The sequence below is a fragment of the Streptomyces sp. CAI-85 genome (assembly GCF_013363615.1).
Classification (GTDB): domain Bacteria; phylum Actinomycetota; class Actinomycetes; order Streptomycetales; family Streptomycetaceae; genus Streptomyces; species Streptomyces antibioticus_B.
Map to the genome: position 1 here is coordinate 37,554 of NZ_JAANNX010000035.1, position 15,906 is coordinate 53,459.

Here is a 15,906-nt window from a genome sequence, read left to right on the forward strand (position 1 = left end):
GGTGCGGTACCGCCCGTTCGGACGCACCGGCGACCGCTTCCGCGCAGGGCGCTCACGCATACTGGACGGGTTATGGAAACCGTCATCCTTGCTGTAGTCATCGCCGTGCTGGTGCTCGGTGTGCTCGGCGGGCTCGTCGTCGGCAGCCGGCGGAAGAAGTCGCTGCCCCCGCCGCCCCCCGCAGCGCCCGACATCACCGCACCCCCGGCCGAGCCGCAGGTCGGCGACGAGGCCGAGACACCGCGCGACGAACCGCGCCGCACGATCGAGGAGGTGGACCTACCCGACGGCGGCGGCCCGGCCGGGGTCACGGTCGAGGAACCGCCCTCCGACCTCACCGCCGAGGCTCCGGAGATCGAGATCCCGGAGCCCACCGCGGGGCGGCTCGTCCGCCTGCGCGCCCGTCTCTCCCGCTCCCAGAACGCCCTCGGCAAGGGCCTGCTCACGCTGCTCTCGCGTGAGCACCTGGACGACGACACCTGGGAGGAGATCGAGGACACCCTCCTCACCGCCGACGTCGGCGTCATGCCCACCCAGGAACTGGTCGAACGGCTGCGCGAGCGCGTCAAGGTGCTCGGCACCCGCACCCCCGCGGAACTGCGCGCCCTGCTGCGCGAGGAACTGCTCAAGCTGGTCGGCACCGACGTCGACCGCACGGTGAAGACCGAGCCCGAGGACCGCAAGCCCGGCATCGTGATGGTCGTCGGCGTCAACGGCACCGGCAAGACCACCACCACCGGCAAGCTCGCGCGCGTGCTCGTCGCCGACGGCCGTACGGTCGTCCTCGGCGCCGCCGACACCTTCCGGGCCGCCGCCGCCGACCAGCTCCAGACCTGGGGCGAGCGGGTCGGCGCCCACACCGTGCGCGGGCCGGAGGCGGGCGACCCCGCGTCCGTCGCCTTCGACGCGGTGAAGGAGGGCAAGGAGATGGGGGTCGACGTGGTCCTCATCGACACCGCCGGCCGCCTCCACACCAAGACCGGCCTCATGGACGAGCTGGGCAAGGTCAAGCGGGTCGTCGAGAAGCACGCCCCGCTCGACGAGGTGCTGCTCGTCCTGGACGCGACCACCGGACAGAACGGCCTGGTGCAGGCCCGCGTCTTCGCCGAGGTCGTCGACATCACCGGCATCGTGCTGACCAAGCTCGACGGCACGGCCAAGGGCGGCATCGTGATCGCCGTCCAGCGCGAGCTGAACGTCCCGGTCAAGCTCATCGGGCTCGGCGAGGGCCCCGACGACCTCGCGCCGTTCGAGCCGGAGGCGTTCGTCGACGCCCTGATCGGTGACTGATCCCACGGACTCCCCGGCCTTACGGTCCTACGAGAATGGCCGACCCCCGGTTTATCCCTCGGTCACGCGAGAAGCGCCCGCCCCCGGTGCAGTGGGAGCGGGCGCTTCGCCGTGTCCGCGGCGGGCGGACGGCTGGAGGAGCGCGACCAGGCAGGGCTACGCGCGTGACCGGTGCGCCACGTACGCCAGCGTGCCCAGCAGCAGCCGGGCCTCCGGGGGCCTGCTCGCCGAGTCCAGCGCGGGCGGGCGCAGCCAGCGGACCGGGCCGAGGCCGCCCCGGTCGGACGGCGGGGCGGTGATGAACGCGCCGGGGCCGATGCCGCGCAGATCGAGGGAACCCGGGTCGTCCCACCCCATGCGGTAGAGGAGCCCGGTCAGCTCGGCGGCGGCGCCGGGGGCGACGAAGAACTGGGTGCGGCCCTCGGGCGTGACGGTGACCGGACCGAGCGGCAGCCCCATCCGCTCCAGCCGGACCAGCGCGCGGCGCCCGGCCGCCGCGGCCACCTCGATCACGTCGAACGCCTGTCCGACCGGCAGCATCACCGCGGCGCCCGGATACTCGGACCAGGCCCGGGTGACGTCGTCGAGCGTGGCGCCGGCCGGCACCTGCGGGGCGAAGATCAGGGGGTGCGCGCCGGGCTCGCGGCACGAGGGGCGGCCGCACGAGCAGACGCCGGCCGCGGCGCGGGCGCCCGGCACCACGTCCCAGCCCCACAGTCCCGTGAACTCGGCGACGGCGGTGCACTCGGACGAGCGACCGCGCCTGCGCGCGCCGGAGCGGATCTCGCGGATGCCGCCGATCGTGAAGCCCATGCCCCCTCCAACGGGTCCGACGCGGGTGTGGTTACGTAACGGACGTACGTTGTAACTCTGCGTGTTTTCGGTGCCCTTCGGGCGTAGTGCGCTGACGGCGTCCGGAAGCGCTCCGGGTGGTGCGGTCTGCCGTGTGCGCCCCTGAGTGCTTCGGTCCGCCATCTCTCGGCCGTCCACTGTCAAGTGAATCGTGAACAGCTCCACGGGAGTTCATTCGAAGGGGTGGCGAATGGTGGCGTTTCCCGGATCGCCATGGCCGGAGCAGTGATCGTAGGATTACTTTGAGTGTGCGGGTCCCTGAGAGCACACGCGCTTGTGGGTATGCCGGAGGCAAGTCGGGTTTCCGTTCGAGGGGTGACAACTGCCGGACGAGAGGCCGGGATCACCGGCATTCTGATAGGGCTTGGCGCACTCAGTGACAAGTGGTCTCGAGGGATGGGGGCGTTCCAGTGAGCGGCAACGGCGGAAGCGGGAACAGCGCTGCGAGCGCGGACAAGCGCCCGAACGAGCTGCTCACGTCGTGGTTCGTGCGCAGCGGCTGGTCGAAGGGCGAACTGGCCCGTCAAGTCAACCGCCGGGCCCGACAGTTGGGCGCCAACCACATCTCCACCGACACCTCACGCGTGCGCCGCTGGCTGGACGGCGAGAACCCCCGCGAACCCATCCCCAGGATCCTGTCCGAGCTGTTCTCCGAGCGCTTCGGCTGTGTCGTCTCCGTCGAGGACCTCGGGCTGCGCGCCACCCGCCAGATGCCCTCCGCGACCGGCGTCGACCTGCCCTGGACCGGCCCGCAGACGGTGGCCCTGCTCAGCGAGTTCTCCCGCAGCGACCTGATGCTCGCCCGGCGCGGCTTCCTCGGCACCTCGCTGACCCTGTCCGCGGGACCGTCCCTCATCGAACCCATGCAGCGCTGGCTGGTGCCCGCCCCGCCGGCCCCGCCCGAGGAGCCCGGGTCCGTCCCCACCAGCCGGGCCCGCGGCCGCCTCTCCCGGCCCGAGCTGGACCTCCTCGAGTCCACCACCGTGATGTTCCGCCAGTGGGACGCCCAGTGCGGCGGCGGTCTGCGCCGCAAGGCCGTCGTCGGACAGCTCCACGAGGTCACCGACCTCCTCCAGGAGCCCCAACCCGAGGCGACCTCCCGCAAACTCTTCAAGGTCGCCGCCGAACTCGCCGAACTGGCGGGCTGGATGAGCTACGACGTGGGGCTCCAGCCCACCGCCCAGAAGTACTTCGTCCTCGCCCTGCACGCCGCGAAGGAAGCCGGCGACCGCCCCCTCGGCTCGTACGTCCTGTCCAGCATGAGCCGCCAGATGATCCATCTCGGCCGCCCCGAGGACGCGTTGGAGCTGATCCACCTCGCCCAGTACGGCAGCCGCGACTGCGCGAGCCCCCGCACCCAGTCCATGCTGTATGCGATGGAGGCCCGCGCCTACGCCAACATGGGCCAGCCGGGGCGCTGCAAGCGGGCCGTCCGGATGGCCGAGGACACCTTCGCCGAGGCCGAGGAGTGGGACGAGCCGGACCCCGACTGGATCCGCTTCTTCTCCGAGGCCGAGCTGTACGGCGAGAACAGCCACTCCTTCCGCGACCTCGCCTATGTCGCGGGCCGCAGCCCCGCCTACGCCTCCCTCGCCGAACCCCTCATGCAGAAGGCCGTCGAACTCTTCGCGAACGACGGCGACCACCAGCGGTCCTACGTCCTCAACCTCATCGGCATGGCCACCGTCCACCTCCTGCGCCGCGAGCCCGAGCACAGCGCCACCCTCGCCGAGCAGGCCATGAGGGAGGCCAAGAAAGTCCGCTCCGAGCGCGTCAACACTCGTATCCGAAAGACGGTCGACACCGCCGTCCGCGAGTTCGGTGAGCTGTCCGAGGTCATCGACCTCACCGAGCGGCTCGCCATCGAACTCCCGGAGACCGCCGAAGCCGTCTGAACCGCACCTCCACCGAGGAAAACCCGAGAACCCCGGCCGCGGCCGGCCCTCCCGAACCGCCCGACTCGGCTCCCCCGTGCCAGGTCATCGGAGGGCCGACCGCGGCCGGTTTGCATCCCTCGGAGAAGGTTGCGCCACGATAACGATCCGCTCGGCGGACATCACCCAGTTCACCGACGCGTAACGCACCGGGTGCCTTCGTCACGACGGCGAAACAACGAGGGGCGTCCACCGAAACCGCGCTGCGTCAATCTCATGGCGCATAACCGGCCCACCCCCTCACAACCCGCTCTGGCTATGCCCGCACGGGGCCGCACCTACGACGAGGAGACGCCGATGGCATCAGCCATCACGCTTGCGGCGGACGCACCCACGCTGTCGTCCGCGAACACAGGCTTCATGCTCATCTGTTCCGCCCTGGTGATGCTGATGACACCGGGCCTCGCCTTCTTCTACGGAGGCATGGTCCGCGTCAAGAGCACCCTGAACATGCTGATGATGAGCTTCATCAGCCTCGGCATCGTCACCATCCTGTGGGTGCTGTACGGGTTCTCCCTCGCGTTCGGCACCGACTCCGGCAGCGTCATCGGCTGGAACTCCGACTGGGTCGGCCTCAGCAACATCGGCCTGACCGAGCTGTGGGACGGCTACACCATCCCGGTGTTCGTCTTCCTCATCTTCCAGATGATGTTCGCCATCCTCACGCCCGCCCTGATCAGCGGCGCCCTGGCCGACCGCGTCAAGTTCACCGCCTGGGCCCTGTTCATCGCCCTGTGGGTCACCGTCGTCTACTTCCCCGTCGCCCACTGGGTCTGGGGCGCCGGCGGCTGGGCCTACGAACTGGGCGTCATCGACTTCGCGGGCGGTACGGCCGTCCACATCAACGCCGGTGCCGCCGCCCTCGGCGTCATCCTGGTCATCGGCAAGCGCGTCGGCTTCAAGAAGGACCCGATGCGCCCGCACAGCCTCCCGCTGGTCATGCTCGGCGCCGCCCTGCTGTGGTTCGGCTGGTTCGGCTTCAACGCCGGCTCGTGGCTCGGCAACGACGACGGCGTCGGCGCGCTGATGTTCGTCAACACCCAGGTCGCCACCGGTGCCGCCGTGCTCGGCTGGCTCATCTACGAGAAGATCCGCCACGGCGCGTTCACCACGCTGGGCGCCGCCTCCGGCGCCGTCTCCGGCCTCGTCGCCATCACCCCGGCCGGCGGTGCCGTCTCCCCGCTCGGCGCCATCGCCGTCGGCGCCATCGCCGGTGTCCTGTGCGCCGCGGCCGTCGGCCTCAAGTACAAGTTCGGCTACGACGACTCCCTCGACGTGGTCGGCGTCCACCTCGTCGGCGGTGTCATCGGCTCCCTGCTGATCGGCTTCTTCGCCACCGGCAAGGGCCAGTCCGACGTCGAGGGCCTCTTCTACGGCGGCGGCCTCGACCAGTTCTGGAAGCAGTGCGCCGGAGTCTTCGGAGTCCTCGCCTACTCCCTGGTCGTCTCCGCGATCATCGCCTTCCTCCTCCACAAGACCATCGGCATGCGGGTCTCCGAGGACGAAGAGGTCGCCGGCATCGACCAGGCCGAGCACGCCGAGACCGCATACGACTTCAGCGGTGCCGGTGGTGGCGCCGCCCGCACGACCGCCGTCCCGGCCCCGGTGGCCGACGCCAGCAAGAAGGTGGACGCATGAAGCTCATCACCGCCGTCGTCAAGCCCCACCGGCTCGACGAGATCAAGGAAGCCCTCCAGGCGTTCGGCGTCCACGGCCTGACGGTCACCGAGGCCAGCGGCTACGGCCGGCAGCGGGGACACACCGAGGTCTACCGCGGTGCCGAGTACACCGTCGACCTCGTGCCCAAGATCCGCATAGAGGTCCTGGCCGAGGACGACGACGCCGAACAGCTCATCGACGTCATCGTCAAGGCCGCCCGCACCGGCAAGATCGGTGACGGCAAGGTCTGGTCCCTCCCGGTCGAGACCGCCGTACGGGTCCGCACCGGCGAGCGCGGCCCGGACGCGCTCTGACCGCAGAACAGAACAGGAGTCGCTGGGTGACGAGTACGGACATGCGGAAAGATGCAGAGGACTCGGGACCCAGCGGCTACGCGGCGGCCCGGCTGCGCCTCCTCACCGAGGAGGCGCGGTCCGGGCCGCCGCGCCGTGCGGCCCTGTCCCGGCTCACCGACGAATGGCTGACCGGCCTCTTCACCGCCGCGGCCGAGGACCTGCGCGGCATCTCCCTCGTCGCCGTCGGCGGCTACGGCCGCGGCGAACTCTCTCCCCGCAGCGACCTCGACCTGCTCCTCCTGCACGACGGCGCCGACAGCAAGGCCGTCGCCGCCCTCGCCGACCGCCTCTGGTACCCCGTCTGGGACCTCGGCCTCGCCCTCGACCACTCCGTCCGCACCCCCGCGGAAGCCCGTAGGACCGCCGCCGAGGACCTCAAGGTCCAGCTCGGCCTGCTCGACGCCCGCCATCTCGCCGGCGACCTCGGACTCACCTCCGCCCTGCGCACCACCGTCCTCGCCGACTGGCGCAACCAGGCCCCCAAACGCCTCCCCGAACTCCAGGAACTCTGCGCCGAACGCGCCGAACGCCAGGGCGAACTCCAGTACCTCCTGGAACCCGACCTCAAGGAGGCCCGCGGCGGCCTCCGCGACGCCACCGCCCTGCGCGCCGTCGCCGCCTCCTGGGTCGCCGACGCCCCCCGCGAGGGCCTCGACGACGCCCGCCGCCGGCTCCTCGACGTCCGCGACGCCCTCCACCTCGCCACCGGCCGCGCCACCGACCGCCTCGCCCTCCAGGAACAGGACCAGGTCGCCGCCGAACTCGGCCTCCTCGACGCCGACACCCTGCTCCGCCAGGTCTACGAGGCCGCCCGCGTCGTGTCGTACGCCAGCGACGTCACCTGGCGCGAGGTCGGCCGCGTGCTGCGCTCCCGCGCCGTACGGCCCCGGCTGCGCGCCATGCTGGGCGGTGGCAAACCCGTCGCCGAACGCTCCCCGCTCGCCGAAGGCGTCGTCGAACAGGACGGCGAGGTCGTGCTCGCCCGTGCCGCCCGCCCCGAACGCGACCCCGTGCTCCCCCTGCGTGCCGCGGCCGCCGCCGCCCAGGCCGGCCTCCCGCTCTCCCTGCACGCCGTACGCCGCCTCGCCGCCACCGTGCGCCCGCTGCCCACCCCCTGGCCCGCCGAGGCCCGCGAACAGCTCGTCACCCTGCTCGGCTCGGGACCGCCCACCATCGAGGTCTGGGAAGCCCTGGAGGCCGAGGGACTCATCACCCGGCTGCTGCCCGACTGGGAGCGGGTCCGCTGCCGCCCGCAGCGCAACGCCGTCCACATCTGGACCGTCGACCGGCACCTCATCGAGACCGCCGTACGCGCCTCCGAGTTCACCCGCCGCGTCAGCCGCCCCGACCTCCTCCTCGTCGCCGCCCTGCTCCACGACATCGGCAAGGGCTGGCCCGGCGACCACTCGGTGGCCGGCGAGATCATCGTCAAGGACGTCGCCGCCCGCATCGGCTTCGACCGCGCGGACGTCACCGTCCTGTCCACCCTCGTACGACACCACCTGCTGCTCGTCGAGACCGCCACCCGGCGCGACCTGGAGGACCCGGCCACCGTCCGCTCCGTCGCCGAGGCGGTCGGCTCCCAGAGCACCCTCGAACTGCTGCACGCGCTCACCGAGGCCGACGCCCTCGCCACCGGGCCCGCCGCCTGGTCCACCTGGCGCGGCTCACTCGTCACCGACCTGGTCAAACGCGTCGCCGCGGTCCTCGCCGGGGACGAGCCCGACGAACCCGCCACCGCGGCCGCCACCGCCGAACAGGAACGCCTCGCCATCGAGGCCGTCGCCACCGGCAGCCCGGTGCTCGCCCTGCGCGCCCAGACCGAGCCCCCCGCCGACGACACCGAACAGCCGCCCGGCGACCCCGAACCCCTCGGCGTGGAACTGCTCATCGCCGTACCCGACCGCGAGGGCGTCCTGCCCGCCGTGGCCGGCGTCCTCGCCGTGCACCGCCTCACCGTCCGCACCGCCGAACTGCGCGCCCTGGACCTGCCCGACGGCGTCGAGGGCTCCGTCCTGCTGCTGAACTGGCGGGTCGCCGCCGAGTACGGCTCCCTGCCCCAGGCCGCCCGGCTGCGCGCCGACCTCGTCCGCGCGCTGGACGGCACCCTGGACATCGCCGGCCGGCTCGCCGAACGCGACGCGGCCTACCCCCGGCGGCGCGGCGTCATCGCGCCCCCGCCCCGGGTCACGGTCGCCCCGGCCGCCTCCCGCCACGCCACGGTGATCGAGGTCCGCGCCCAGGACGCCCCGGGCCTCCTCTTCCGCATCGGCACGGCCCTGGACGACGCGGGGGTACGCGTGCGCAGCATGCACGTGTCCACGCTGGGCGCGAACGCGGTGGACGCCTTTTACGTCACCGGTGCCGACGGCTCGCCCCTGCCGGGCGAGGAGGCCACGACGGTGGCACGCAAGCTGGAGGAGACACTGAGGGCGTGACCTTCGCGTCCCCGCCCGCTGATCACAGCGGGCGGGGACGAATTGGCTGCCGAGCCGGATACCCTGGAGGGCAGCCCAGACTGTCGCCGACCTCAAGGACCGACGCCGCCGTGTTCGATACCCTCTCCGATCGCCTCTCAGCGACTTTCAAGAACCTGCGCGGCAAGGGACGGCTCTCCGAGGCGGACATCGACGCCACCGCCCGCGAGATCCGCATCGCGCTGCTCGAAGCCGACGTGGCCCTGCCGGTCGTGCGGACGTTCATCAAGAACGTCAAGGAGCGGGCCCTCGGCTCCGAGGTCTCCAAGGCCCTGAACCCGGCCCAGCAGGTCCTCAAGATCGTCAACGACGAACTGGTGACCATCCTCGGTGGTGAGACCCGTCGGCTGCGGTTCGCCAAGCAGCCGCCCACCGTGATCATGCTGGCCGGTCTCCAGGGTGCCGGTAAGACCACCCTCGCGGGCAAGCTCGGCCGCTGGCTGAAGGAACAGGGCCACTCGCCGCTGCTCGTCGCCTGCGACCTCCAGCGCCCCAACGCCGTCAACCAGCTCAGCGTGGTCGCCGAGCGGGCCGGCGTGGCCGTCTACGCCCCGCAGCCGGGCAACGGCGTCGGTGACCCGGTCCAGGTCGCCAAGGACTCCATCGAGTTCGCCAAGGCCCGGGTCCACGACATCGTCATCGTGGACACCGCCGGCCGTCTCGGCATCGACCAGGAGCTGATGCAGCAGGCCGCGGACATCCGTGACGCCGTCTCGCCCGACGAGATCCTGTTCGTCGTCGACGCGATGATCGGCCAGGACGCCGTCAACACCGCGGAGTCCTTCCGTGACGGCGTCGGCTTCGACGGTGTGGTGCTCTCCAAGCTCGACGGCGACGCCCGCGGTGGCGCCGCGCTGTCGATCCGGCAGATCACCGGCAAGCCGATCATGTTCGCCTCGAACGGCGAGAAGCTCGACGACTTCGACGCCTTCCACCCGGACCGGATGGCCTCCCGCATCCTCGACATGGGTGACCTGCTCACCCTGATCGAGCAGGCGGAGAAGACGTTCAGCCAGGAAGAGGCCGAGAAGATGGCCTCCAAGCTGGCGTCCAAGAAGGGCCAGGACTTCACCCTGGACGACTTCCTGGCCCAGATGGAGCAGGTCCGGAAGATGGGCTCCATCTCGAAGTTGCTCGGCATGTTGCCCGGCATGGGTCAGATCAAGGATCAGATCAACAACCTGGACGAACGCGACGTCGACCGCACCGCCGCGATCATCAAGTCGATGACCCCGGGCGAGCGCCAGGACCCGACGATCATCAACGGCTCGCGCCGCGCCCGTATCGCCAAGGGTTCCGGTGTCGAGGTCAGCGCCGTGAAGGGTCTGGTCGAGCGGTTCTTCGAGGCCCGCAAGATGATGTCCCGGATGGCTCAGGGCGGCGGCATGCCCGGTATGCCGGGGATCCCGGGCATGGGCGGCGGCCCCGGCCGGCAGAAGAAGCAGCCGAAGCAGGCCAAGGGCAAGCAGCGCTCGGGCAACCCGATGAAGCGCAAGCAGCAGGAGGAAGAGGCGGCCCGCCGCCGGGAGGCAGGCGCCCAGGGCGGCAACGCGTTCGGGCTGCCCCAGCAGGGCGCCCAGGACTTCGAGCTGCCGGACGAGTTCAAGAAGTTCATGGGCTGACGGCTTCCGCCGCCCGGTGTCGCCCCGAGGGCGCTCTCCCCGCGTGGGAGGGCGCCCTCGGCGCGTACGGGGTTGGCGTCCTCAGCGCATGCCGACGTACTCCATGTGCCGTAACGTCCAGATATGGGCAATGCCGTGCCACCCCGCAGGGCAGCACCTGATCAGCCGTGGCGCACCGAGGGAACCCCCGAGGAGCCCCCGAGGCGCTCGGGCGGCCGGAGGATGCGCGGCCGGTGGTGGGGGCTCGCCGTCACCGCAGTGATCGTGTTCCTGGCGGTGTACATCGGGTTGAACTACCTCGACAGCGGGGACGAGCCGACGATCTCGTACACGGAGTTCAGCCGGCAGGTCGACGAGGGCAATGTCGAGAAGATCTACTCCAAGGGCGACGCGATCCAGGGTCAGCTCAAGGAGGCCCGGGAGGATCCCGACGGGGACGGTGAGTACACCCGGTTCGAGACGCAGCGTCCGGCGTTCGCGGACGACGACCTCTGGCAGAGCCTGGACCGGCACGACGTCACGGTGACGGCGCGGCCGGTGGTGCAGCAGCGCGGGCTGCTGCCGAACCTGCTGCTGTCGCTGGTGCCGATCGTGATCCTGGTCGCGGTGTGGATCTTCTTCGCGCGGCGGTTCGGCGGCGGTCCGGGCGGGGCGGGCGGCATGCTCGGCCGGAAGACGCCGCCGAAGCCCGTGGAGTTGCTGCCGGGCACCCAGCGCACGACGTTCGCGGACGTGGCCGGTATCGACGAGGTGAAGGGCGAGCTGGACGACGTCGTGGACTTCCTGGAGCATCCGGACGTCTACCGCAGGATGGGCGCGAAGATGCCGCGCGGGGTGCTGCTGGCGGGGTCGCCGGGCACCGGGAAGACGCTGCTGGCGCGGGCGGTGGCGGGGGAGGCCGGGGTGCCGTTCTTCTCGGCGTCGGCGTCGGAGTTCATCGAGATGATCGTCGGTGTGGGCGCGTCGCGGGTGCGGGAGTTGTTCGCGGAGGCGCGCAAGGTGGCGCCGTCGATCATCTTCATCGACGAGATCGACACCATCGGGCGGGTGCGTGGCGCGGGTGCGTCGGTGAGCGGTCATGACGAGCGGGAGCAGACGCTGAACCAGATCCTGACCGAGATGGACGGCTTCTCCGGCTCGGAGGGTGTCGTGGTGATCGCGGCGACGAACCGTGCGGACATCCTGGATCCGGCGCTGACCCGGCCGGGCCGTTTCGACCGGGTCGTCAATGTGTCGCCGCCGGACCGGGGCGGGCGCGAGGCGATCCTGCGGATCCACACCCGGGACATCCCGCTCTCCGCGGACGTGGATCTGACGCAGGTGGCGCGGACCACGCCGGGGATGACCGGTGCGGATCTGGCCAATCTCGCCAACGAGGCGGCGCTGATCGCGGTCAAGCGCAAGCAGAAGCAGGTGACGGCGTCGGATCTGTCGGAGGCGCTGGAGAAGGTGCAGCTCGGGGCGGAGCGCACGCTGGTGATGCCGGAGGAGGACCGTCGGCGGACCGCGTATCACGAGAGCGGTCACGCGCTGCTGGGGATGCTCCAGACCGGCGCCGATCCGGTTCGCAAGATCACCATCGTGCCGCGCGGGCGGGCGCTGGGCGTGACGCTGTCGACTCCGGAGGTGGAGCGGTACGCGCACTCCGAGGAGTATCTGCGGGGCCGCATCATCGGCGCGCTCGGCGGGATGGCGGCGGAGCACGAGGTGTACGGCGTGGTGACGACGGGTGCGGAGAACGATCTGGAGCAGGTGAGCAACATCGCGCGCGGGATGGTGGCCCGGTGGGGGATGAGCCCGCGGGTGGGCCGGCTCTCCGCGCTGCCGAGCGACGCGCAGCAGGCGTACGGTCTGTCGGCGGCGCCGGCCACGCTCGACGCGATCGACCATGAGATGCGCCGGATCGTGGACGAGTGCTACGAGGAGGCGTGCCGCAAACTCCGGGACCATCGTGCCCAGTTGGACGCGCTGGCCGAGGCGCTGCTGGAGAACGAGACGCTGGAGGAGGCGGAGGCGTACCGCATCGCCGGGATCACCCGGCTGAGCAAGTCGGAGACCTGAGGCGTTCTTCGGGGCCTCAGGGGGTGCGGGCGATCAGGTACCGGAAGACGTTGGGCATCCAGACGGTGCCGTCGGGGCGCCGGTAGGGGTGGAGGGCCTCGGTGAGTTCCTTCTCGACCTGGGCCTGGTCGGTGGCGGTGACGGCGGCGTCGAACAGGCCGGTGGAGAGCAGCCCTTTGAGGGCGCTGTCCAGGTCGGCGTAGCCGAAGGGGCAGGCGACCCGGCCCGATCCGTCGGGGCGCAGTCCGGCCCGCTGGGCGACCTCCTCCAGGTCGTCGCGGAGCGCGGGGCGCAGCCGGACGGTGCCGCGGTCCTGTTCGGCGAGCCGGGCCGCGACGCGCAGGACCGCGGTGGTGGCGCAGCGCTCGGGCGGGCCCCAGCCGGTGAGGACCACGGGGGCGCCGCGCCGGGCCAGCGGGACCGCGGCGGTCAGGAGTGTGGTCAGTGCCTCCGCGTCTCCGGCGACGCGTCCGATGGGTTCGAAGGCGGTGACGAGGGTGTGGGCGGGTGTGCGCGGGCCGGGCCGGTCGGCGGGCAGCCGGTCGGTGAGCCGGATGCCGGTACGCGGGTGTGCGCCGCCGTGGTGCGGGCCGTCGGGCCGGTCCGGCTGGAGCCGTTCGCGGGCGAGGGCGAGGCGGGCGGGGGAGGAGGGCTCGACGCCGGTGAGGGCGGCGCCCCGGGAGGCGGCCATCACCAGGGCGAGTCCGGAGCCGCAGCCGAGGGCGAGGAGCCGGGTGTCCGGTCCCACGTCGAGTCGCTGGTGGACGGCCTCGTAGAGCGGAACGAGCATGCGTTCCTGGATCTCGGACCAGTCACGCGCGCGTGCACCCTGGTCCGCGCGGGGCACCGGCCCCGCGTGAGGCAGGTGCTGCCGCACGAGCACAGGTGTCATGGAAAAGCGCCCCAATCCGCCGAGAGAGTCTGTCGCCGTGCCTGAGTTCGCGGGTCCTGATCAGGTGGCCCCCGCGCGGTGTCCCGCACCGCCCTCGTATGCCAGGTAACTCCCCGTCCGGGCGCGCGTCCAGGGGTTGCGTGGCCCTGCTTGGGGACGGCATGTGCCTGTGGCGAAAATTCACATTCCGGCAACGCGGGCCCGTACCATCACGCCATGGCGAAGGCACCTGTTCTCACCCCGCGCGCGGACGACTTTCCGCGCTGGTACCAGGATCTGATCAACAAGGCCGAGCTGGCGGACAACGGTCCGGTGCGCGGCACCATGGTGATCCGACCGTACGGTTACGGGCTGTGGGAGCGGATGCAGGCCGAGATGGACGCCCGCATCAAGGAGACGGGTACGCAGAACGCGTACTTCCCGCTGCTCATCCCGCAGTCGTATCTGGCCCGTGAGGCCGATCATGTGGAGGGTTTCGCGCCGGAGTTGGCCGTGGTGACGCACGGTGGCGGCAAGGAGCTGGAGGAACCGGCGGTGGTCCGGCCCACCTCCGAGATGATCGTCAACGACTATTTCTCGAAGTGGGTGCAGAGCTACCGCGATCTGCCGCTGCTCATCAACCAGTGGGCGAACGTGGTGCGGTGGGAGCTGCGGCCGCGGCTGTTCCTGCGCACGAGCGAATTCCTCTGGCAGGAGGGGCACACCGCGCACGCGACGTACGAGGACGCGCGTGACTTCGCCGCGCACATCCACCGGCGGGTCTACGAGGACTTCATGGTGAACGTCCTGGCGATGGACGTGGTCCCCGGGCGCAAGACCGTCAAGGAGCGGTTCGCGGGGGCGGTCAACACCCTCACCCTGGAAGGGATGATGGGGGACGGCAAGGCGCTCCAGATGGCGACCAGTCATGAGCTGGGCCAGAACTTCGCGAAGGCGTTCAACACGTCGTACCTGTCGAAGGAGGGCACCCAGGAGCTGGTGTGGCAGACGTCGTGGGGGTCGACGACCCGCATGATCGGGGCGCTGGTGATGATGCACGGCGACGACGACGGTCTGCGGGTGCCGCCGAGGCTGGCGCAGATCCAGGTCGTGGTGCTCGCGATCAAGGGGGACGAGGCGGTTCTGGCCGAGGTCCGTGAGGTGGGCGACCGGTTGCGGGCGGCGGGTGTCCGGGTGCGGGTGGACGACCGTACGGACGTGCCGTTCGGGCGGCGCGCGGTGGACTGGGAGCTGAAGGGGGTGCCGGTGCGGGTCGAGATCGGGCCCCGTGACCTGGAGAACGGCACCGCGATGGTGGCCCGCCGGATCCCGGGCGGCAAGGAGCCGGTGGCGGTCGACCGGCTGGTGGAGCTGCTGCCGGGGATGCTGGAGGAGGACCAGGCGCTGCTGCTGCGGCAGTCCCGGGAGCGCCGGGAGTCGCGGACGACGGAAGTGTCCACGGTCGAGGAGGCGGTGGAGGCGGCCGTGTCCGGCGGCTGGGCGCGGATTCCGTGGGCGACGCTCGGCGAGGAGGGCGAGGCCCGGCTGGCCGAGCACGCGGTGACCGTACGGTGTCTGGTCGCCGAGGACGGGTCGGTGCCGGAGGACGGGGACGCTCCGGGTAACGTCGCGGTCGTCGCGCGCGCTTACTGAGACGGGGCCCTCCGCCGGGAGCGCGGCCGAAACACCTCTTGCGCCCCGGCCGAACGTCCTCACCCCGGCGCGCGGGCATCGTCTACGCGCCGGGGCGTACGGCGGACTACGCACCACCTTGTGGTGAGCTGTGAGGCTTCTCCGCAGATCAGCGCACCCGCCCTCGTCTCCGCGCATCAGCGGCAACTGACGGGTACGTGCAAATTATTTGAGATGCCCCGGAATAGGAACACGGGGGCACCTCCGCTCGTTGTCATTACGTGAGCACGACACAGACACCACCTGTTCTCGCCGCAGAGCTGGCACAGGCGTGGGCCGACATTCAGCGGTACCACCCCGAGCTGCCGGACCTTGCCGCGCCAGAATCCCTGATCGGGGAGTCGTCGTCCGCCTGCGGTCACGAGCTCTCCTTCGAGCGACTGCTTCATGAGGCAGTCCATGGCATCGCCGCAGCCCGCGGCGTCCGCGACACCTCCCGCGCCGGCCGCTACCACAACCGCAGATTCCTCGCGATCGCCGAGGAGCTGGGCCTGGACCATCCCGAGGAACCGCACCCGAGCAGTGGTTTCTCCCTGGTCACGCTCAACCCCGAGGCCAAGCGCCGCTACCGTCCGACGATCGAGCGTCTCCAGCGGGCCCTCAAGGCCCACACCGCGGCCACCTCCGCCGACAACACCAGCCGTACCTTCCGCGGTCCTGCGGCCCGTCACGGGTCCTCCGGTGGCGGGGTGCGGGTCAAGGCCGTCTGCGACTGCGGTCGCAACGTCCGGGTGGTGCCGTCGGTCCTGGCCCAGGCCCCGATCGTGTGCGGCGGCTGCGGCAAGCCGTTCCGCATCCCGGAGATCGCGGGGGCGGCGTAACCGCGGACGGTCCTGCACCGGCATCTCGTGGCTGTCGGTTCAGGTCGGCGCGTCGGCGGGGTGCCGTCCGCCGTTCCCGGCACCCCGCGACGGCCCGGCCGCGCACCCCGCATCCGTCGCGCGTCCCCTCCGCGCGCCGGATGCTTCCCAGCCATGCCCGGCTTCCTCACCGGTCCCCTCGGCACGGGGCGGCCGGCCGGGTGTGGCACAATGGCTAGCTGTACTCGACAGTCGCACAGGACCCCTCTCTCCTCCGGCTGACGCGTCCATC

General features: G+C 71.3%; 11 protein-coding genes. 9 read left to right on the plus strand and 2 right to left on the minus strand.

All coding sequences use genetic code 11. From position 1 onward, the window contains the following. The first annotated feature begins 72 nt into the window (after positions 1 to 72). The gene (gene ftsY, locus G6W55_RS27190; protein WP_175523437.1) at positions 73 to 1,290 is read left to right on the plus strand and encodes a signal recognition particle-docking protein FtsY; all 1,218 of its coding nucleotides are present in this window, start codon (positions 73 to 75) and stop codon (positions 1,288 to 1,290) included. Positions 1,291 to 1,446: 156 nt separating this feature from the next. Here ftsY and G6W55_RS27195 read toward each other — a convergent pair whose 3' ends face one another. Then, positions 1,447 to 2,103, minus strand: a complete 657-nt coding sequence (locus G6W55_RS27195; protein ID WP_175523438.1) for a bifunctional DNA primase/polymerase — start codon at positions 2,101 to 2,103, stop codon at positions 1,447 to 1,449. Positions 2,104 to 2,552: 449 nt separating this feature from the next. Here G6W55_RS27195 and G6W55_RS27200 point away from each other — a divergent pair, with 449 nt between their 5' ends. The 6 genes from G6W55_RS27200 (at position 2,553) to ftsH (ending at position 12,251) form a co-directional block, all read left to right on the plus strand. Next, entirely contained in the window at positions 2,553 to 4,037 is a 1,485-nt protein-coding gene (locus tag G6W55_RS27200; protein WP_175523439.1) for a hypothetical protein, read from the plus strand. 336 nt (positions 4,038 to 4,373) lie between these two features. Next, positions 4,374 to 5,714 carry an ammonium transporter gene (locus tag G6W55_RS27205; RefSeq protein WP_030797826.1) on the plus strand — a complete coding sequence of 447 codons (1,341 nt, stop codon included), beginning with the start codon at positions 4,374 to 4,376 and terminating at the stop codon, positions 5,712 to 5,714. Then, complete coding sequence (locus G6W55_RS27210; RefSeq protein ID WP_003997576.1) at positions 5,711 to 6,049, plus strand: P-II family nitrogen regulator; 339 nt, start codon at positions 5,711 to 5,713, stop codon at positions 6,047 to 6,049. The genes G6W55_RS27205 and G6W55_RS27210 overlap by 4 nt, the downstream gene beginning before the upstream one ends. A 26-nt stretch (positions 6,050 to 6,075) precedes the next feature. Continuing rightward, positions 6,076 to 8,529 (plus strand): [protein-PII] uridylyltransferase, encoded by a 2,454-nt coding sequence (locus G6W55_RS27215; protein ID WP_175523440.1) that lies wholly within the window; start codon positions 6,076 to 6,078, stop codon positions 8,527 to 8,529. A gap of 110 nt (positions 8,530 to 8,639) precedes the next feature. After that, positions 8,640 to 10,190, plus strand: a complete 1,551-nt coding sequence (ffh, locus tag G6W55_RS27220) for a signal recognition particle protein (protein ID WP_175523441.1) — start codon at positions 8,640 to 8,642, stop codon at positions 10,188 to 10,190. Between the two features lie 123 nt (positions 10,191 to 10,313). Beyond that, complete coding sequence (gene ftsH / locus G6W55_RS27225) at positions 10,314 to 12,251, plus strand: ATP-dependent zinc metalloprotease FtsH (protein WP_175523442.1); 1,938 nt, start codon at positions 10,314 to 10,316, stop codon at positions 12,249 to 12,251. Between the two features lie 16 nt (positions 12,252 to 12,267). On the opposite strand, the gene G6W55_RS27230 is transcribed toward ftsH, so the two are convergent. Next, positions 12,268 to 13,143: a class I SAM-dependent methyltransferase gene (locus tag G6W55_RS27230; protein WP_175523443.1), complete on the minus strand. Its 876-nt coding sequence runs from the start codon at positions 13,141 to 13,143 to the stop codon at positions 12,268 to 12,270. Positions 13,144 to 13,359: 216 nt separating this feature from the next. Here G6W55_RS27230 and proS point away from each other — a divergent pair, with 216 nt between their 5' ends. Then, on the plus strand, positions 13,360 to 14,775 hold the full coding sequence (proS, locus tag G6W55_RS27235) for a proline--tRNA ligase (RefSeq protein WP_175523444.1): 1,416 nt from the start codon (positions 13,360 to 13,362) through the stop codon (positions 14,773 to 14,775). 260 nt (positions 14,776 to 15,035) lie between these two features. Continuing rightward, entirely contained in the window at positions 15,036 to 15,635 is a 600-nt protein-coding gene (locus G6W55_RS27240) for a hypothetical protein (protein WP_085214079.1), read from the plus strand. Positions 15,636 to 15,906: the final 271 nt, after the last annotated feature.

Coding starts and splice junctions, on each gene's coding strand:
- ftsY (WP_175523437.1), top strand. CDS start 73: ATGGAAACCGTCATCCTTGCTGTAGTCATCGCCGTGCTGGTGCTCGGT.
- G6W55_RS27205 (WP_030797826.1), top strand. CDS start 4,374: ATGGCATCAGCCATCACGCTTGCGGCGGACGCACCCACGCTGTCGTCC.
- G6W55_RS27210 (WP_003997576.1), top strand. CDS start 5,711: ATGAAGCTCATCACCGCCGTCGTCAAGCCCCACCGGCTCGACGAGATC.
- proS (WP_175523444.1), top strand. CDS start 13,360: ATGGCGAAGGCACCTGTTCTCACCCCGCGCGCGGACGACTTTCCGCGC.
- ftsH (WP_175523442.1), top strand. CDS start 10,314: ATGGGCAATGCCGTGCCACCCCGCAGGGCAGCACCTGATCAGCCGTGG.
- G6W55_RS27195 (WP_175523438.1), bottom strand. CDS start 2,103: ATGGGCTTCACGATCGGCGGCATCCGCGAGATCCGCTCCGGCGCGCGC.
- G6W55_RS27230 (WP_175523443.1), bottom strand. CDS start 13,143: ATGACACCTGTGCTCGTGCGGCAGCACCTGCCTCACGCGGGGCCGGTG.